The sequence below is a fragment of the Streptomyces sp. NPDC096339 genome, from assembly GCF_044762985.1.
Lineage (GTDB): Bacteria > Actinomycetota > Actinomycetes > Streptomycetales > Streptomycetaceae > Streptomyces.
In genome coordinates this window covers 1-17,487 of the sequence record NZ_JBIWFI010000049.1, presented here as the reverse complement: position 1 = coordinate 17,487, position 17,487 = coordinate 1, and the positions used below count along the sequence as shown (strand labels likewise).

General features: G+C 73.0%; 14 protein-coding genes. 7 read left to right on the top strand and 7 right to left on the bottom strand.

Going from position 1 to position 17,487, the window contains the following annotated elements:
- Nucleotide 1: 1 nt before the first annotated feature.
- From ACIQ5Y_RS36685 to ACIQ5Y_RS36665, 5 genes are all read right to left on the bottom strand, one after another.
- Nucleotides 2-859, bottom strand: a complete 858-nt coding sequence (locus tag ACIQ5Y_RS36685; protein WP_403890815.1) for a carbohydrate ABC transporter permease — start codon at nucleotides 857-859, stop codon at nucleotides 2-4.
- Entirely contained in the window at nucleotides 856-1,800 is a 945-nt protein-coding gene (locus tag ACIQ5Y_RS36680; protein ID WP_403890813.1) for a carbohydrate ABC transporter permease, read from the bottom strand. Before ACIQ5Y_RS36680 ends, ACIQ5Y_RS36685 begins: the two co-directional genes overlap by 4 nt.
- Before the next feature lie 6 nt (nucleotides 1,801-1,806).
- On the bottom strand, nucleotides 1,807-3,141 hold the full coding sequence (locus ACIQ5Y_RS36675; protein WP_403890811.1) for an ABC transporter substrate-binding protein: 1,335 nt from the start codon (nucleotides 3,139-3,141) through the stop codon (nucleotides 1,807-1,809).
- Nucleotides 3,142-3,263: 122 nt separating this feature from the next.
- Entirely contained in the window at nucleotides 3,264-4,487 is a 1,224-nt protein-coding gene (locus ACIQ5Y_RS36670) for an ROK family transcriptional regulator (protein WP_403890808.1), read from the bottom strand.
- 172 nt (nucleotides 4,488-4,659) lie between these two features.
- The gene (locus tag ACIQ5Y_RS36665; protein WP_403890805.1) at nucleotides 4,660-5,742 is read right to left on the bottom strand and encodes a mechanosensitive ion channel family protein; all 1,083 of its coding nucleotides are present in this window, start codon (nucleotides 5,740-5,742) and stop codon (nucleotides 4,660-4,662) included.
- Between the two features lie 268 nt (nucleotides 5,743-6,010).
- On the opposite strand from ACIQ5Y_RS36665, the gene ACIQ5Y_RS36660 reads away from it, so the two are divergent.
- On the top strand, nucleotides 6,011-6,547 hold the full coding sequence (locus ACIQ5Y_RS36660) for an HNH endonuclease (protein WP_376657590.1): 537 nt from the start codon (nucleotides 6,011-6,013) through the stop codon (nucleotides 6,545-6,547).
- A 236-nt stretch (nucleotides 6,548-6,783) separates the two neighbouring features.
- On the opposite strand, the gene ACIQ5Y_RS36655 is transcribed toward ACIQ5Y_RS36660, so the two are convergent.
- The gene (locus ACIQ5Y_RS36655) at nucleotides 6,784-9,786 is read right to left on the bottom strand and encodes a beta-N-acetylglucosaminidase domain-containing protein (protein ID WP_403890800.1); all 3,003 of its coding nucleotides are present in this window, start codon (nucleotides 9,784-9,786) and stop codon (nucleotides 6,784-6,786) included.
- 220 nt (nucleotides 9,787-10,006) lie between these two features.
- Between ACIQ5Y_RS36655 and ACIQ5Y_RS36650 the strand changes: the two genes are divergently transcribed.
- Entirely contained in the window at nucleotides 10,007-12,214 is a 2,208-nt protein-coding gene (locus tag ACIQ5Y_RS36650) for a 4-alpha-glucanotransferase (protein WP_403890797.1), read from the top strand.
- 56 nt (nucleotides 12,215-12,270) lie between these two features.
- A complete protein-coding gene (locus ACIQ5Y_RS36645) occupies nucleotides 12,271-12,510 on the top strand; it encodes a hypothetical protein (RefSeq protein WP_403890794.1) in 240 nt (79 codons plus the stop codon).
- Between the two features lie 105 nt (nucleotides 12,511-12,615).
- Here the strand turns inward: ACIQ5Y_RS36645 and ACIQ5Y_RS36640 are convergent, their stop codons facing one another.
- On the bottom strand, nucleotides 12,616-13,110 hold the full coding sequence (locus tag ACIQ5Y_RS36640) for a MarR family winged helix-turn-helix transcriptional regulator (protein WP_403890791.1): 495 nt from the start codon (nucleotides 13,108-13,110) through the stop codon (nucleotides 12,616-12,618).
- A gap of 117 nt (nucleotides 13,111-13,227) precedes the next feature.
- On the opposite strand from ACIQ5Y_RS36640, the gene ACIQ5Y_RS36635 reads away from it, so the two are divergent.
- Genes ACIQ5Y_RS36635 through ACIQ5Y_RS36620 form a run of 4 tightly spaced genes read left to right on the top strand, consistent with a single transcriptional unit; the run spans nucleotide 13,228 to nucleotide 17,389 of the window.
- A complete protein-coding gene (locus ACIQ5Y_RS36635; protein WP_403890788.1) occupies nucleotides 13,228-14,490 on the top strand; it encodes an MFS transporter in 1,263 nt (420 codons plus the stop codon).
- Between the two features lie 57 nt (nucleotides 14,491-14,547).
- Nucleotides 14,548-15,498, top strand: a complete 951-nt coding sequence (locus ACIQ5Y_RS36630) for an EamA family transporter (protein ID WP_403890785.1) — start codon at nucleotides 14,548-14,550, stop codon at nucleotides 15,496-15,498.
- Nucleotides 15,499-15,550: 52 nt separating this feature from the next.
- Nucleotides 15,551-16,477 carry a DMT family transporter gene (locus tag ACIQ5Y_RS36625; protein ID WP_403890903.1) on the top strand — a complete coding sequence of 309 codons (927 nt, stop codon included), beginning with the start codon at nucleotides 15,551-15,553 and terminating at the stop codon, nucleotides 16,475-16,477.
- Between the two features lie 9 nt (nucleotides 16,478-16,486).
- On the top strand, nucleotides 16,487-17,389 hold the full coding sequence (locus ACIQ5Y_RS36620) for a LysR family transcriptional regulator (RefSeq protein WP_403890782.1): 903 nt from the start codon (nucleotides 16,487-16,489) through the stop codon (nucleotides 17,387-17,389).
- The last annotated feature ends 98 nt before the right edge of the window (nucleotides 17,390-17,487 follow it).

The following is a 17,487-nucleotide window of genomic DNA, read 5'->3' as shown; positions in this document are numbered from 1 at the left end:
GTCAGCCTTTCACTCCTGTCAGGGTGACGCCTTCGACGAACGCCTTCTGGGCGAAGAAGAAGAGGACGATCACCGGGGCCATGACCAGCACGGTCGCGGCCATGGTCAGGTTCCAGTTGGTGTGGTGCGCGCCCTTGAAGGACTCCAGCCCGTAGCTGAGGGTCCAGGCGGCCGGGTTGTCCGAGGCGTAGATCTGCGGGCCGAAGTAGTCGTTCCAGGCGCAGAAGAACTGGAACAGGGCGACCGCCGCGATCCCGGGCTTCGCCATCGGCAGGACCACGCGCAGCAGGGTGCGCACCTCCCCGCAGCCGTCGACACGGGCGGCGTCGAGGTACTCGTCCGGGATGGTCAGCAGGAACTGGCGGAGCAGGAAGATGGAGAACGCGTCGCCGAAGGCCATCGGGATGATCAGCGGCCACAGGGTGCCCGACAGGTCGAGCTGCTTCGCCCAGAAGAGGTACATCGGGATGACCACCACCTGCGGCGGCAGCATCATCATGGCGATCACGAGCAGCAGCGAGAGCCGTCGCCCGCGGAAGCGGAACTTGGCGAGCGCGTAGGCGACGGGTACCGAGGAGACCACGGTCAGCAGCGTGCCGAGTCCCGCGTACAGCAGCGTGTTGCGCCACCACGTCAGGAAGCCCGGGGTGTGCCAGACCGTGGCGTAGTTGCCCCACTCCCAGGTGTCGGGCCACAGGTCGCGGGTGAGGGCCTGCCGGTCGGCCATCAGGGAGGTGAGCAGGAGGAAGACGAAGGGGAGGACGAAGAACAGGGCGGCGGCCACGCCCAGTGAGTGCACCCCGATCCAGTGCAGGACGGCCCTGCGGTCGCGTGCGCCCGCGGCGCCGGCCGCGCTCACGCGTCCGCTCCGACCAGTCCGCCGCGGCGGCGCATCAGGAGCGCGGTGAAGGCCATGGAGAGGGCGAAGAGGACCAGGGCGACGACGCAGGCGGAGCCGTAGTCGAAGCGCTGGAAGCCGGCGTTGTAGACGAGCTGGGGGAGGGTCAGGGTGGACTTGTCGGGGTATCCCGGCTCGAACTGCTGGCCGGACCCGCCGATCACCCCGGCCGCCACCTTTCCCGCCACCAACGGCTGCGTGTAGTACTGCATGGCCTGGATGACCCCGGTGACCACGGCGAACAGGATGATCGGCGAGATGTTCGGCAGGGTGATGTGCCGGAATCGCGCCCAGGCCCCGGCGCCGTCCAGTTCGGCGGCCTCGTACTGCTCCTTCGGTACGTCGAGCAACGCGGCCATGAAGATGACCATCAGGTCGCCGACCCCCCAGAGCGCGAGCGCGGTCAGGGCGGGCTTGGACCAGTCGGCGTCGGTGAACCAGCCGGGGGTGGGCAGGCCCGCCGCGTCCAGGAGGGTGTTGGCGGGGCCGGTGCCGGGGTTGAGGAGGAAGACGAAGGCGAGGGTCGCGGCGACCGGCGGGGCCAGATAGGGCAGGTAGAAGAGGGTCCGGAAGACCCCCACCCCCGTCTTGATCTTCGTGATGAGCAGGCCGATACCGAGGCCGAAGACGACCCGGCAGGAGACCATGACCACCACCAGCCAGAGGGTGTTGCGCATCGCCGGCCAGAACGGCGGATAGTCCGAGAAGACGTAGGTCCAGTTGTCCAGGCCGTTGAGGACGGGCGGCCGGAAGCCGTCGTACCGGGTGAAGGAGAAGTACACGGTGGACAGCAGCGGGTAGGCGAAGAAGAAGCCGAAGCCGATCAGCCAGGGGGACATGAAGGCCGCGGTGCGCAGGGCGGAGCGGCGGCGTTTGGACCGCAGCGGGTTCGTGGTGGTCATCGGGGGCTACTCGGCCTTCGCGATGTCCGTGTCGATCTGCCGGTCCGTCTTGGCGAGCCCGGCGGGGATGTCGGCGACGTCGCCCTTCTCGACTCCGTAGGCGAAGTCCTCGAAGGTCAGCTGGTAGGTGCCGCCGTCGGCCCGGGCCGGGGTGGTGCTGGACTTCGGGTGCCGGGCGATGTCGATGAAGGTCTTGAACTCGGGGGTCACCTGGAGGTCGGGTGACTCCAGGGCGGCCAGGGTGGACGGCACGTTGTGGATGGCGTTGGCGAAGGCGACGACCGCCTCGGTGTCGGTGGTCATGAACTTCACCAGCTCCCAGGCGGCGTTCTGCTTCTCGGAGCCGGACGCGATGCCCATGACCGTGCCGGCGAGGTAGCCCTTGCCGTAGTCGGCGGCCAGTTCGTCCGGCACGGGCAGGGGCGCGGTGCCGATCTCGAAGGGAACGCCCGCCTCCTTCGCCATCGGGGCCCGCCACTCGCCGTCGATCTGCATGGCGACCAGCCCCAGGTGGAAGGGGTGCTCGGCGCTCCACTCGTCACCGAAGGTGTTGCGGAACCTCTCCAGCCTCTCGTAGCCGCCGAGCTTGTCCACCAGGTCCTTCTGCGCGCCGAGCATCTTCGCGAAGGCCGGGTCCTTGGCCAGGTTGGACTTTCCGTCGGAGCCGAAGTAGGTGCCGCCCCACTGGGCGGCCAGGCGCGTCGGTTTGGTCTCGTAGCCGTGGAAGGTGGGCATCAGCCCGACCTGCTCGTACGAATCCCCCTTGGGCTTCGTCAGTTTCTGCGCGACCTCGGTGAACTGGCTCCACGTCTTCGGGGGTTCGGTGATGCCGGCGGCGGCGAAGGCGGTCTTGTTGTAGACGAGGCCGTACGCGTCGTTGAGCAGTGGCAGGGTGCACTGGTTTCCGTTGAACTGGGTGTACTCCAGCAGGGTCTTGGGGAAGACCTTGGCCTTGTCGATCCCGGACTTGGCGAGGAAGGGGTTCAGGTCGGCGAAGGCGCGGGAGTTGCAGAACTTGCCGACGCTGTCGGTGGTGAAGGAGGAGACCACGTCGGGGGCCTTGTCCCCGCCGGCGCGCAGCGCCTGGTTGATCTTGTCGTCGGTCATGTTGCCGGTGACCTCGACCTTGATGTTCGGGTGCGCCTTCGTGAAGCGGGCGATGTTCTCCTCGATCGCCTTCACCTCGCCCGGCGCGGACCAGCCGTGCCAGAAGTCGAGGGTGACCTGGGCCTTCGGGTCGTCTGAGGCGGTGCCGCTTCCCTGGCCCGTACAGGCGGCGGCCAGTACGGATATCGCGGCGAGCAGGACGGTCGCGGTGATCGGGCGTCCGGTTCTGGGCATGGCGGGGCTCACTCTCTGCGGGAGGAACTTCCGATGGGGGGTGCCAGTGGGGTGTGCGCGCGGGGTGTGGGGGAGTACGGGTGGGGGCGGCGCAGGGTTGCGGGGTGGTGCCCGAGGCCGGTTCAGCGGGAGGTGTCGAAGACCTCGTCGCGGGTGGCCGCCAGGGCGGTCTCCAGGGCGCCGCGCAGCACCGGGCGTTCCGGGACCTCGCCGGAGACCAGGCGGGGGCGGGAGGGGGCCAGTTCGGCGAGCTCCTCCTCCAGGAGCCCGCGCAGCGGGTCGCCGCCGGCGGCGATCACGGCTCCGGAGAGGACCACGATCTCCGGGTCGAGGACGGCCACGAGCGAGGCGAGACCGGTGGCCAGCAGGGTGGCGTACGACTGGAGGAAGCGCAGGTGGGGCCCTTCGGGCGTGGCGGCGGCCCGGGCGAGGAGGGCGACGGCGGCGCCGACCTCGGGGCTGTACGGACCGCCCGGCGCGGCCTCGGGCACGGGCTCGGCTTCCACGCCCAGTCCGGCGGCGAGGCCGGGCACCATCTGTACGCCGGCCAGCTCCTGGTAGCCGCCCGTGTTGGCGCGGGCCGGCCGGCGGACCAGGGGATGGCCCGGTACGGGCAGGAAGCCCACCTCGCCCGCGCCGCCGGTCCAGCCTCGGTGCAGCCGGCCGCCGAGCACCAGGGCGGCGCCGAGCCCTTCCTCGTTCCACAGCAGGACGAAGTCCTCGTGGCCGCGGGCCGCGCCGAGGCGCTGCTCGGCGACGGCGGCGAGGTTGACGTCGTTCTCGTACTCGACGGGCATCGGCAGGGCCGCGGCCAGCTCGTCGAGGAGCGTGGGGGAGTGCCAGCCGGGGAGGTGGCCGGCGTAGCGCAGCCGGCCGGTCTGGGGGTCGAAGGCACCCGGGGTGCCGATGACCACCCGGTGCAGGTCGGAGCGGTGCAGTCCGGCGGCCTTGAGGGCCTCGCCGAGGGCCTCGGTCACCTGCTCGACGGCGCCCGCTCCCTCGGCGTACGGGACCTCGTGCGTGCCGACCACCGTGCCGGTGAGGTCGGCTACGGCCGCGAGCACTCGGCCCGGTGTGACGTCCAGTCCGCCGACGTACGCGGCCCGGGGGTTGACGGCGTACAGCTGGGCGCTGGGACCGGGGCGGCCGCCGGCGGTGCCGGTGGCCACGACGAGTCCGGCGGCCTCCAGGCGGGCGAGCAGCTGCGAGGCGGTGGGCTTGGACAGCCCGGTCAGGCTGCCGATCCGGGTCCGGGAGAGGGGTCCGTGCGCCAGCAGGAGTTCGAGGGCGGCCCGGTCGTTCATGGCGCGCAGCAGGCTGGGTGTTCCGGGCGTGGCGGCGGGCATGGCGCGGTCTCTCTCTCACCGGAGCAGACGGGACGGGCGGTACAGGCCGTGGAGAACTGTTAGGTAAGTTTCCTATCGCCGTTCGGGCCCTGTCAATGCCGCTGCCCCGCAGGAATGGCCTGCGGGGCAGTGGGGAAGGCGTGCCCGGTGTTCGCCGGGTGTCCGCCCGGTGCTACTTGGTGATCTTCGGGCCGCCCGGCGCCGGGATCGGTGCGGTGGCCAGGGACTGCGGGGAGGCGGGGTTCGCCAGCGCCGAGGGGGCGGCGACGGCGGCCGACGGGTCCGCCGGGGCCTCCTCCTCTTCGGCGGGTGCGGCCGCGCCGCCGATGATCCGGATGCCCGCGGCGTCGAAGGCCTCCTTGATCCGCCAGCGGAGCTCCCGCTCCACGGCGAACTGCTTGCCGGGCATCGTCTTCGCCGACACCTTCACCGTCATCGAGGCGAGCAGCACCTCGTCCAGGCCCAGCACCTCCACCGGACCCCACAGGCGCTCGTCCCACGGGGACTCCTTCGCCAGCGTGTCGGCGACCTCCTGGACCACCTCGCGGATCCGGGTCATGTTCTCCGTCGGCTTGACCTGCACGGCCACGCCCGCGGTCGCCCAGCCCTGGCTGAGGTTGCCGATCCGCTTGATCTCGCCGTTGCGCACGTACCAGATCTCGCCGTTGTCCCCGCGCAGCTTGGTGACCCGCAGGCCGACCTCTATGACCTCGCCCGAGGCCACCCCGGCGTCGATCTTGTCACCGACGCCGTACTGGTCCTCCATGATCATGAAGACGCCGGACAGGAAGTCGGTCACCAGGTTGCGGGCGCCGAAACCGATCGCCACACCGGCCACACCCGCACTCGCCAGCAGCGGGGCCAGATCGATCTTCAGGGCGGCCAGCACCATCAGCGCGGCCGTGCCGAGGATCAGGAACGAGGCCACCGAGCGCAGGACCGAACCGATGGCCTCCGAGCGCTGGCGCCGGCGCTCGGCATTGACCAGCAGCCCGCCCAGGGCGGTGCCCTCGACGGCCTCGGCGCTGGTGTTCATCCGGTTTATGAGCTTGGTCAGCGCCTTGCGGACCACCGAGCGCAGTGCGGCTGCTATCACGACGATCAGCAGGATCCGCAGGCCGATGCTCAGCCAGGTGGCCCAGTTCTGTTCGATGAAGCTCGCGGCCTCGGTGACGCTCTCCTGCGCCTCCTTGACCGAGGCGGGCGCGTCCGGAACGTCCGCTGCCAGCGGCAGCAGAGCGGCGGGCCAGGGCACGACGGGAACCTCCAGGTATAGCGGTCTGCCCGAAGGGGTGTGCGGGCAGACCAACCACACTAACGGGGCAATCCCCGCGACGTGTTTGCCGAGGGGCTTCCTGTTCGAGGGAGAGACCAGACTCACCTGGGCAGGAAGCAGGTGTGGTTGAAAACACCCCGGACCCGTTACGGGCGCGTGGTGGCGCTTCGACCAGCCATAAGGAGAGACTGGAGAGCAGATCGTCCCGGCGCGAGCCACGCGCCGCCGGCGTACAAGGAGGCAGTCCGTGCCGCACGTCCTGGTCCTCAACGCGTCGTACGAGCCCCTCGGCGTCGTACCGCTCCGCCGCGCGCTCGTCCTCGTCCTGGAGAACAAGGCTGTCTCCCTGGAGGAATCCGGCGCCTATCTGCACAGCGCGACAAGGGTCGTCCCCGCGCCCAGCGTGGTCCGGCTCAAGCGCTTCGTACGGGTCCCCTACCGGGGGCCCGTTCCACTCACCCGGCGCGCCCTGTTCGCGCGCGACGGGGGGCGCTGCATGTACTGCGGGGCCGTCGCCACCAGCGTCGACCACGTCATCCCGCGCAGCCGGGGCGGCCAGCACGTGTGGGACAACGTCGTCGCCGCGTGCCGCCGCTGCAACCACGTCAAGGCCGACCGCCATCTGGTCGACCTCGGCTGGCGACTGCGGCACCAGCCGGCGCCGCCGTCCGGGCTGGCCTGGCGCATCATCGGCACGGGGCACCGGGATCCGCGGTGGATGCCGTACCTCCAGCCGTACGGGGCGGAGGACGCGCTGGAACGCATTGGGGTCGCGGTGTCGTAGCCCTGCGGCCCGGCCCCGGGGCTCCGCCCCGGACCCCGCGCCTCAAACGCCGGCGAGGCTGGATTCGGTTGCTGTCGGTTGAAAGCGCGGGCCGTGGAGCGCCCGGGGCGGGCTGGATTGCCCGGAGGGCAATTCCAGCCCGCCGGCGTTTGAGGCGCCGCCGGAGGCAAACCCAGCCCCGCCGGCGTTTGAGGCGCGGGGGTTCGGGGGGAGCGCCCCGGCAACGGTGCCGCAGGCTACGGCGTGACCGCGTAGGCCTCCGCCGACCAGAGGCTGCAGCCGAAGCGGGTCGCGCGCTTCTCGCACGTCACCCGGACGAACCGCGCGCCCGGGGCGTCCACGCGGACCGTCTCGCGGCCGCCGCGGGAGGCGGGGACGGTGGCGGCCGGGCGCCACGTCCTGCCGTCCGCGGAGGTCTCCACCCGGTACGCCGACGGGTACGCCTCCTGCCAGTGGAGGTCCAGCCGGCCGATCCGGGCCGGGGAGCGCAGTTCGGCCTGCCACCACGCGCCGTCCACCGCGGGCGAGGACCAGCGGGTGTTCGGGTAGCCGTCGACCGCCGCCGACGCCGGGAAGTCCGAGGTCTCGTCGCCCGAGGAACTCGCCCGCGCCGTGCGCAGCAGGTCCGGGCCGCCCGTGCGCGGCACCGCACGCACCGTCAGAGTGCGGGTCTCGGCGCCGAAGGCGACCGGGACCGCGTAGGTGCCCGGCGCCGTCGCAGGGGCGACGGTGACCTCCAGCGGGATCGACACCTGCCCGCCGCGCGGGGCCACCACGGTCCCCGGCAGCCCGACCGACACGCCCGCCGGGGGCTTCGCCGTCAGCGGCCCGCGGACCTCGCCGGCGCCCAGCGCGGTCAGCCTCGCCCAGATCCGCTGCGCCGGGCCCCCGATCTCCGCGTCGACCGCCGTGCCGTCCGCCAGTTCGAAGCGGGCCTGCGGTCCGTCCCCGAGCCACGGCACCACCTGGTGCACCGCGGGCGCGGCACCCGCGCCCGCCCAGGAGAGCCGTACCGCGTCCGCGCGCACCCCGCCCGTGTCCACCTGGGTCCAACCCGAGGCGGCGGCCTCGGCCACCTTGCGCCAGCCCTCGCCGGGCACCTCGACCTCCACCGCCGCGCCCCGCGCGCCCGCCGGGAGCGGGTCCGTCATCACCGTCACCGCCGACACCGGGCGTGCCGCGTCCAGCCGCACCGTCCAGCTGTTCGCGTCCTTCGTCACCGTGCCCGTCTTGCGCGCGGCTCCCGTCCACGCGTCCGCCTCCGCAGCGGCCTGCTTCAGGAAGGGGTCCAGTACGGCCTTGTCCACCCGCACCGTGCCCGGCTCGGCCAGCGCCTGCCGGGCCGCGTCCAGGGCCTGGGAGGCCTTCCACGCGGCCGTCCCGTCTCCCTTGGCCTGGGCCTGGAGGACGTCGAGCGCCAACTCCCCCGCCGTCCCGTAGCGCGCCAGCCGGTCCAACCAGGGACCCGCCTCGGCCGACAGGGAAGGCAGCCTGGCGGGCGCCTCCCGCAGGACCGTGAACGCCTTGCGCAGTTCGGCCCCGGCCGCCGGGTCGCCCGCCGCACGGGCCTTCCAGAACTGGTCGACCAGCGGCTTCAGATACGCCGACTCCTCCAGCTTCAGCCCCGAGGACGCGGTGTTCCCGGCCAGCGCCGCCATCGCCTCCCGCGCCCGCGGGTCCGGGCCCGCCAGCTCGCGCACCGCCGCCGCCCAGGACTCCCCGGCCCGGTAACCGCGAGGGTTCCAGGCGAAGTCGGCCGCGGTGAAGAGCGGGATCCGCGACAGGGTGCCCTGCGGCATCGCGTTGGCCAGCAGCGCCGCCGAGCCGCCCGCCACGGCGGGTTCCCGGCCCGCGTAGGGGCCGAGGAAGATCCGGGCCGGATCCCAGTCGTTGACCGGGTAGTTGTCCATGGTGACCAGCGGGTGGCCCAGCGTCGACCGAGCCCCGACGACCTCCTTCCCGGTGATCGTGCGCGGCACCACGCCCACGCCCGTCCAGGCCACCTCGACCCGCGGGTCCAGCGCGGCCGCCAGGGCCTTGCGGTAGGTGGTGGAGCCCTGCTGGTGGTACTCCGTCGGCAGCAGCGACAGCGCGGCCGTCCCCGGATCCTTGCGGTCCGCCAGGTGCGCCGCCAGCTCGCCCGCGACCTCCGCGTGCGCCTTCGCGGCCGCCGCGGGTCCCCGCCCGTACTTCTCGCGGTCCTCGCGGCAGCCCCACTCGGAGTAGCTGACGTCCTGGAACTGCACCTGGAAGGCGCGGAACCCCAGTTCCCACATCGCGTCCAGCTTGCGGGCGAGGGCCGCCCGGTCGGCAGCCGAGGACAGGCACATCGACTGGCCGGGAGACACCGCCCAGCCCAGTACGACCTTGTTGGCGCGGGCCTTCTCCGCCAGCGCGCGGAACTCCTCCTGCCGCTCGGCCGGGTACTCCTGCCGCCAGGCCGTCGTCCGGTACGGATCGTCGCCGGGCGCGATCAGCAGCCGGTTCTGCTTGGTACGGCCCATGAACTCGACCTGCGCGAGGCGCTGTTCCCCCGTCCACGGCTCCCCGTAGAAACCCTCGGTGATCCCGCGCACCGGCGCCGCCGGCCAGTCCCGCACCAGCACACCGGGCGCCTTCCCGGCGCCCGCCGCGAGCAGTTGACGCAGCGTCTGCGCCGCGTGGAACAGCCCGTCCTCGCCGACACCGGCCAGCGCGACCGTGTCCCGGCCGCCGGCCCGCCCCACCGCCAGCCGGTAGCCGCCGTCCGGCAGGTCACCGGGCGCGGTCGCCCCAAGCGCCCGCAAAGCCTCCTGTGCGTCCGGGCCTTGGAGGCGTACGACGGTGCCGTGCGCGGGCAGCGCGGCCCCGGGGGCGACTTCGCGCACCGTGCGGACGCCCGCCGCGCGCAGGGACTCCCGCACCACCCGGACGGCGCCCGGATCCGCGTCGGCCGGGGCCACCAGCAGGACTTCCGCGCCCAGGGGCACCTCGCGCGCCGGATCGGCGGTCATCGACTGCGGCCGGGGCCATACGGCGGGCCCCTCGGCGGCGGTGCGCGCGGGGTTGGCGGCGGGGTCGAGGACGAGTTCGGCGGAGGCGCCCGCGCCGGCGGCCGCGGTCGGTTCGCGGTCCGGCCCGGCCGGTCCGGTCACCACCGTGAACATGCCGGTCGGAGCCGAGGCGACGGCCCCGCCCAGCAGCGACCCGATCACCGCCACGGCGGCGGCCGTCGTCCGCTTCCTGCCCCTGAGCTGCACAGAGCCTCCTCGTCCCGAGACGTCCCCCACTCGTACGGATGAGCCCGAGCCCACCACCCGTGCGGCTGGAGTGTCAATGTGGATGGGTGATCTGACCTGGATACGCCAGGAATGCGATGCCCCGGACTGGGTAGGGCTGCTGTGTTCGCGGCCGTGTCCCAGGGTGCCGCCCCGGTGTTGACCGGGCGCCGACCCACCCTCAGCACAAAGGAGTGCGCCCATGGACGACGACCTGGCCCGGCTCGCGGCCCTGCACGGTGTGGCCACCGCCTACCAGCCCGCCGCGGACGTCACCGTCCCGGTACCGCGGGCCACGGTCGCCGCCGTACTCGGCATGCTCGGAGTCCGCACCGACACCCCCGAGGACGTTCGGGCGGGCCTGGAGGCGGCCGAACGGGAGGCGCGGGAGCGCCTGTTGCCGCCGACCCTGGTGTGGTGGGAGGGCGAGCGGTCCCCGGCCGAACTGGCCTCCTTGCCCGCCGGTACGCGGGTCCGGGTGGAGGCGGAACCGGGCTCGGCGGGGCCGGACTTGACGGGGTCGGACTCGGCGGCGCGGCCCGTTGCCGCCGGGGCTGTGGCGGCGGTGTCCGTGCCGCCGGGGCCGGGCGCGCGCCGGGGCGTCTCCTCGGGTGCCGAACGTGACGAGGAGGTGCGAAGTGACGGGGTACAGCGTTCGACACCCTGCGGGGACGCCCCGGCGCACACCCGACCCCGGCGGCGGCCCGCCCCGGAGTCGACGGGAACGGTCGTCGAGTGGGTCGTCGGTGATGGACGGGAGTCTCCCGCGGTGCCCCTGGGGGTGCACCGGATCGGCGTCGCGTTGCCGGACGGGGCGGTCGGCGGGGCCACGCTGATCGTGGCCCCGGAGCGGGCGCCCGCCGCGCCCGAGCGGGCCCACGGGGTGCTCGTGCAGCTGTACTCGCTGCTCTCCGAACGCTCCTGGGGCATGGGCGACCTCGGTGACCTCGCGGAGCTCGCCCGCTGGGTCGGCCGTACCCACGGCGTCGGCTTCATTCAGGTCAACCCGCTGCACGCGGCCGTGCCCGGCACCCCGACCGACCCGTCCCCGTACCGCCCCTCCTCGCGCCGCTTCCCGGACCCGGTCCACCTGAGGATCGAGGACGTCCCGGAGTACGCCCTGTGCCCGGAGAGAGAGGCCCTCGCCGAGCTCGCCGCGCGGGGTGCGCAGCTGCGCCGCGCGGTGCTGGAGAAGGGGGAGCTGATCGACCGGGACGGGGTGTGGGAACTCAAGCGCGCGGCCCTGGAGTTGTTGTACGCCGTTCCCCGGACGGCGGACCGGGAGGCCGCCTACGACGAGTTCTGCGAGCGGCAGGGCCCGCCGCTGGACCGGCACGCCGCCTGGTGCGCGGCCGCGGAGGGGGAGGATCCCGGGGAGCGGGCCGACTTCCATCGCTGGCTCGTCTGGCTGACCGACGCTCAGCTCGCCGGTGCCCAGCGGGTGGCCCGGGAGTCGGGGATGGCGGTCGGGATCGTGCACGACCTGGCCGTCGGGGTGCATCCCGACGGCTCGGACGCCCGTACGGGCTCCTTCCACGCCCGGGACGCCTCGGCCGGTGCCCCGCCGGACGCGTTCAACGCGCGCGGGCAGGACTGGGGGCTGCCGCCCTGGCGGCCGGACCGGTTGGCCGAGACCCGGTACGCGCCCTTCCGGTCCCTGCTGCGGTCGGTGTTCCGCTACGCGGGCGCCCTGCGCATCGACCACGTCATGGGCCTGTTCCGGCTGTGGTGGATCCCGGAGGGGACCCCGCCCGCCGAGGGCACGTACGTCTCGTACGACGGCGAGGCCATGCTGGCGGTCCTGGTCCTGGAGGCCCACCGGGCCGGGGCCCTGGTCATCGGCGAGGACCTGGGCACGGTCGAGCCGAGGGTGCGCCGGGCGCTGGCCCGGCGCGGGGTGCTCGGCACCTCGGTGCTCTGGTTCGAGCGGGACTGGGACGGCGGCGGCAAGCCGCTCGCGCCGCAGGACTGGCGGGCCGACTGCCTGGCCACCGTCACCACCCACGATCTGCCGCCCACGGCCGCCAAGCTGGCCGGGACCCACGTGGAACTGCGCGACCGGCTCGGCCTGCTGGCGCGCCCGGTCGAGCGGGAGCGGGCCGAGGACGCCGCCGACACCGCCGAGTGGCTGGAACTGCTCGGCGGGCTGGGCCTGGACACCGGGGACGAGGAGGCCGCCGTACGGGCCCTGTACGCCTTCCTGCTGCGCACCCCGGCCAGGCTGGTCGGGGTATGGCTGCCGGACGCGGTGGGGGACCGGCGGCCGCAGAACCTGCCGGGCACCTGGGACCAGTACCCCAATTGGCGGCTGCCGGTCGCGGACGCCGACGGACGGCCGCTGACCTTGGAGGAACTGGCCGCCTCGCCCCGGGCGAACGCCCTGCTGAGGGCCCTGAGGAAGGGGGCCTGACCCCGTACGGCACCCCCGGGCGCGCGGGCCGTCGGGGCGTTCGCTAGTTTGGCACCGTGGACAAGAAGAACGCTCTGCGCGCCGGCGCCGTCACGGCCGGATCTGCGCTGATGATGCTGCTGATGACGTCTCCCGCCCTCGCGCTCACCCGCGACGACGGCGACGACCCGGGCGCGGGTCTGAGCGTCGGCGCGACGCTCGGCCTGTACGTGGCCCTGCCGATCGTGCTGTTCCTGGTCATCACGGGTCTGGTGATGGTCCTCGACAAGTCGGACAAGCCGCAGAAGCAGGCCTGAACGGGCCGACCCCTCAGGGGCGGCACCACATACTTCCCGGGCGCCGGGGGTCCGCACGCCGATTCGATTCGGCCGTGCGGCGACCCCCGGCGCCTCTTCGTGTTCTCACATGCCGGCCAGTAGCTTGCGGAGCAGCCCGCCGAGCACCTGGGCCTCGTCCTCGCTCAGCCCGGTGAGCGCGGCGCGCTGCACCTCCAGGCCGGCGGTGACGGCCTCGTCGATGAGCGCGAGCCCGCGGTCGGTGATCGTCACCTGGAGTCCGCGCCGGTCGTGCGGATCGGGCTTGCGGCTGAGCAGCCCGGCCTTCTCCAGCTTGTCCAGGCGCCCCGTCATGCCGCCCGTGGTGAGCATCAGCGTCGCCGACAGCTGCCGGGGCGAGAGCGTGTACGGCTCGCCGGAGCGGCGCAGTGTGGCGACCACGTCGAACTCGCCCCGCGAGATCCCGAAGCGGGCGTAGGCCCGTTCCATCTCGTCCCCCATGGCCCGGGCGATCCGGTAGATGCGTCCGAAGACTTCCATGGGTTCGGTGTGCAGGTCCGGGCGCACCGCGTGCCACTGGGCGGCGATGGCGTCGACGGCGTCCTTGTTGGCCTCGGTCATGGGCGCAGTATCCAGCCTTCCGGAAGTCGATCGCAAGAAAGTTGCTTGACGGAAAGTAGCTTACGAGTAAGCTACTTTCCATCGACCTACTTCGATCGGCCAACCGCGGGGGAAGCAATGGAAACGAGAGTCGCGGGTGAGCGGGCCCTGCTCGCCGGTGTCGGGATCAGCTCGGTCGGGATCGGCATGTACATCCCGTTCTCGCTCGTCTTCTTCCACCACGTCACCGGGCTCTCCTTCACCCTCGTCGGCCTGGTCATGACCATCACGGGCGTCGCCGGACTGGCCTTCATGCCGCTGGCCGGGACGGCCGTCGACCGGTTCGGCGCGAAGAAGGTCAACCTGGTCCTCTACGGGATGCGGGCGGTCGGCTTCGCGCTCTACCCCTTCGCGAGCTCACTGGCCGCCTTCGCCGCCGTCACCCTCGTCACCGCCCTCGCCGACCGCTCCTTCTCGGTCGTCCAGCAGTCCCTGATCGGGGAGGTGGCGCGCGGCTCGGCCCGCGACCGGCTCCAGGCCTCGATCCGCGCGCTGCAGAACGCCGGGATGGGCGCGGGCGCCCTGCTCGTCACCGGGGTCCTGGCCCTGTGGGGGACCGGCGGGTTCACCTACACCGCCTGGGGCAACGCACTGGCCTTCACCCTCGCCGGACTGCTCGTCTCCCGGGTCCGCCCGGTACGCGACGGCGAGGGCGGCCCGGCGAAGCGCGAGGCCGCGGGCTACCGGATGGTCCTGCGCGACCGGCCCTTCCTCGGGCTGACCGCCGCCAACTTCCTCACCGCGCTCGGCTACTCCGCCCTCTCCGTCCTCTTCCCGCTCTACCTCTCCACCTGGCTGATGGCGCCCGACTCCCTCACCGGAGCCGCCTTCACCCTCAACACCGCCCTGTGCGCCGGGGTCGGCGTACTGATCGCGAGCCGGGTCCGCCGCTCCGGCGCCCGCCGCACCCGCTCGGCCGCCCTCGGCTCCCTGCTCTTCGCCGCCGCGTTCGTCGGCCAGATCGTGCTCGGCACCGTCCGCCCCGGGCAGACCGCCACCCTGGTCGCCCTGATGGCGATCGTGGTCGTCTACACCCTCGGCGAGCTGGTGCACAGCCCCTCCGGCGGCGCCCTGTCGGTCTCCGCCGCCCCCGAAGCCGTCCGCGGCCGCTACCTGGCCACCTATCAGCTGTCCTACTCGCTGGCCACCGCGCTCGCCCCCTCGCTCTTCACCGCCCTGCTCGCCGTCGACGGCCGCCTGCCCTGGGCCGTCCTCGCCGTCAGCGCGCTCGGCGCCGCCCTGGCGCTGGTCCGGCTGGAGCCGCACCTGCCCGCCGAGGCCGTGCACGCCGAGCCGCCGGCCCCCGCCGTCGCGCGCACCGCGGCGCCGGCCGCCGCCTGAGCGCCTTTCGTACGCCCCTCACGTCCCTCGTTCCTCACCTGCCGAGGAGTCAGCATCATGAAGCGCGCCGCCACCGTCGCCCTCACCGCACTCGCCCCGATCTCCTGGGGTTCCACCTACTTCGTGGCCAGTGAACTGCTGCCGCCCGACCGGCCGCTGTTCACCGGGGTCATGCGGGCCCTGCCCGCCGGACTGCTCCTGACCGCACTGGCCCGCACCATCCCCAAGGGCGAGTGGTGGTGGAAGTCCGCCGTCCTCGGCACCCTCAACATCGGCGCCTTCTTCCCGCTGCTGTTCCTCTCCGCCTACCGGCTGCCCGGCGGCGTCGCGGCCGTGCTCGGGTCCGCCGGACCGCTGTTCGTCGTGGGGCTCGCCGCGCTGCTCCTCGGGGAGCGCGCGAGCCTCCGTACCATCCTCGCGGCCATCGTGGCGGCCTTCGGCGTGAGCATGGTCGTCCTCACCGCCGAGGCGAAGCTGGACCTGGTCGGGATCATCGCCGGCGTGGTCTCCTCCGCCTCCATGGGCGCGGGCACCGTCATGACGAAGCGCTGGGGACGCCCCGACGGCGTCGGCCCGCTGGCCATGACGGGCTGGCAGCTCACCGCGGGCGGGCTGGTCATCATCCCGGTCGCCGCCCTGGTCGAGGGGGCCCCGCCGGCGCTCGACGGCCACGCCGTGCTCGGCTACGGCTACATGATGCTGATCAACACCGGCACCGCGTACTGGCTCTGGTTCCGCGGCATCGGGCAGCTCAGCGCCACCTCGGTCACCCTGCTCGGCCCGCTCTCCCCGCTGACCGCCGCCGTGATCGGCTGGGCGGCCCTCGGGCAGGCGCTGACGCCCGTACAGCTGGCGGGGATGGCGATAGCCTTCGGGGCCACCGTCGTCGGACAGCTCTCGGCGGCCCGCTCGGCCCGGGACGCCGCCGCCGAGGAATCGTTCAGTTCTACTGAAGAGATCAATCAAAACATTTCGATGGACCTGACCGATGGGCGGATGCGACGGTAGGACCACGAATTCACACAGACCGACCCCGAGGGGGAGACACCCAGTGGCCGTCATGGACCGGGTCCGCACCGTTTCGCAAGCACAGCCCACCGTCATGGGCACCGGGAAGAAGGGAGCCGCCGGGCTCGGCGTGCTCCTCGCCCTCCTCGCGACGGTCGTCTGGTCCGGCAGCTTCGTCGCCACCCGCGGAATGGCCGGACACGTCCCGCCCGTCCAGGCCGTGTTCTGGCGCTGGGTCATCGCCCTCGTCGCCGTCGCCCCCTTCGCCGCCCGCCAGGTCTGGCAGCAGCGAGCCCTGATCCGGCGGCACCTCGGCTTCATCGCCCTGGCCTCGCTGTTCGGCGTCGCCCTCTACAACACCCTCGTGCACCAGGCCGGACTGACCACCTCCGCCTCCAACATGGGCATGATCATGGCCGCCTCGCCCGTCATCATGGCGCTGTACGCCCGCCTCGGCGGCGAACGGCTCGGCGCCCGGCGCACCATCGGGATGCTCGTCGCGGCCCTCGGCGTGCTGCTGCTCGTCGGGGACGGCTCCATCGGCTTCGACTTCGGCGCCGGCGACCTGTGGATGTTCGCCGCCGCCCTCTCCTTCGCCACGTACAGCGCCCTGCTCAAGCGCAAGCCCGCCGAACTGGGCGGACTGGCCTTCCTGATGACCACCTTCGCGCTCGGCGCGCTGATGCTGGCACCCGCCTACGCCGTCTCCGTCTCCGTCCAGGGCGCCTTCGAGGTCACCGCCGGGTCCGTCGGAGCGCTGCTGTACGTCGGGGTGTTCTCCTCTGCCGTCGCCTTCTTCGCCTGGAACAAGGCGGTCTCGATCATCGGGGCGGCCCGCGCCGGAGTCGTCTACTACCTCCAGCCCGTCTGCGTGGCCGGACTCGGCTTCCTCCTGCTGGGCGAGCAGACCGGCCCCGCACAGCTCCTGTGCATGGTGCTGATCCTCGGCGGGGTCATGCTGGGAAGCGCCCGCCGGTAGGTTCGCTCCATGACCGAGTGGGACATCAAGAAGCTGCGGATCCTGCGGACCCTCGCCGAACGGGGGACCGTGACCGCCACGGCCGAGGCGCTGCACATGACGCCCTCGGCCGTTTCGCAGCAGCTGACGAACCTCGCCCGGCAGCTGGGAGTGGTGCTGCTGGAGGCCGAAGGCCGGAGGGTCCGCCTCACGGACGCGGCGCACCTCGTACTGCGGCACGCGGAGTCGGTGTTCGCACAGCTGGAGCGGGCCGACGCCGAGCTCGCGGGGTACCTCGCGGGAGACGCGGGGGAGGTGCGGGTGGGCGCGTTCTCCACCGCCGTGCCGGCCCTCGTCGTACCGGCGGTGGCGGCGCTGCGGGAGACCCGCCCGGGGGTGGAGGTCCACGTGCGGGAGACGGAGGCCGCGGAATCGTACGAACTCCTGTCGGCCGGGGGCGTCGACCTGGCGCTGTCCCTGGCGGCCCATGCGCCGACGGCGCGCGATCCGCGGTTCACGCGGGTGACGCTGATGGAGGACCCGCTGGACGTGGCGCTCCCGCCGGGGCACCCGCTCGCCGGGGAGGCCGAGGTCCGGCTGGCCGATCTTTCCGGTGACCCGTGGATCTACGGGGGCAGCGGGCCCTGGTCGGAGATCGCGGTGGGCGCGTGCGAGGCGGCGGGGTTCGTGCCGGAGCAGGCGCACTCGGCCTCCGGCTGGACGGCGATCCTGGCGATGGTGGAGGCGGGGATGGGGGTGGCCCTCGTCCCCCGCATGGTGTCGAGCCGGGCCTCGGGCGTCGCGGTCCGGGTCCTCACCCACGACCGGCCCACGCGGCACGTGATCGCCGCGGTCCGCCGGGGCGGCGAGGCCGCGCCTGCCGTGTCCCACGTCCTGGCGGCGCTGCGCGAGGTGGCCGCCGCCAGGGGGTAGGCACCCCGCGCCGTCGGGGTCGGGTGTGCGGTGGGGCGCCCCCGCAGGGCGTCGAACGCAACCCCGTTCTGCTTGCCGGTACCTCGTCACGTTCGACG

Coding starts and splice junctions, on each gene's coding strand:
- ACIQ5Y_RS36680 (WP_403890813.1), bottom strand. CDS start 1,800: ATGACCACCACGAACCCGCTGCGGTCCAAACGCCGCCGCTCCGCCCTG.
- ACIQ5Y_RS36675 (WP_403890811.1), bottom strand. CDS start 3,141: ATGCCCAGAACCGGACGCCCGATCACCGCGACCGTCCTGCTCGCCGCG.
- ACIQ5Y_RS36670 (WP_403890808.1), bottom strand. CDS start 4,487: ATGCCCGCCGCCACGCCCGGAACACCCAGCCTGCTGCGCGCCATGAAC.
- ACIQ5Y_RS36650 (WP_403890797.1), top strand. CDS start 10,007: ATGGACGACGACCTGGCCCGGCTCGCGGCCCTGCACGGTGTGGCCACC.
- ACIQ5Y_RS36640 (WP_403890791.1), bottom strand. CDS start 13,110: ATGACCGAGGCCAACAAGGACGCCGTCGACGCCATCGCCGCCCAGTGG.
- ACIQ5Y_RS36635 (WP_403890788.1), top strand. CDS start 13,228: ATGGAAACGAGAGTCGCGGGTGAGCGGGCCCTGCTCGCCGGTGTCGGG.
- ACIQ5Y_RS36630 (WP_403890785.1), top strand. CDS start 14,548: ATGAAGCGCGCCGCCACCGTCGCCCTCACCGCACTCGCCCCGATCTCC.
- ACIQ5Y_RS36625 (WP_403890903.1), top strand. CDS start 15,551: ATGGACCGGGTCCGCACCGTTTCGCAAGCACAGCCCACCGTCATGGGC.
- ACIQ5Y_RS36620 (WP_403890782.1), top strand. CDS start 16,487: ATGACCGAGTGGGACATCAAGAAGCTGCGGATCCTGCGGACCCTCGCC.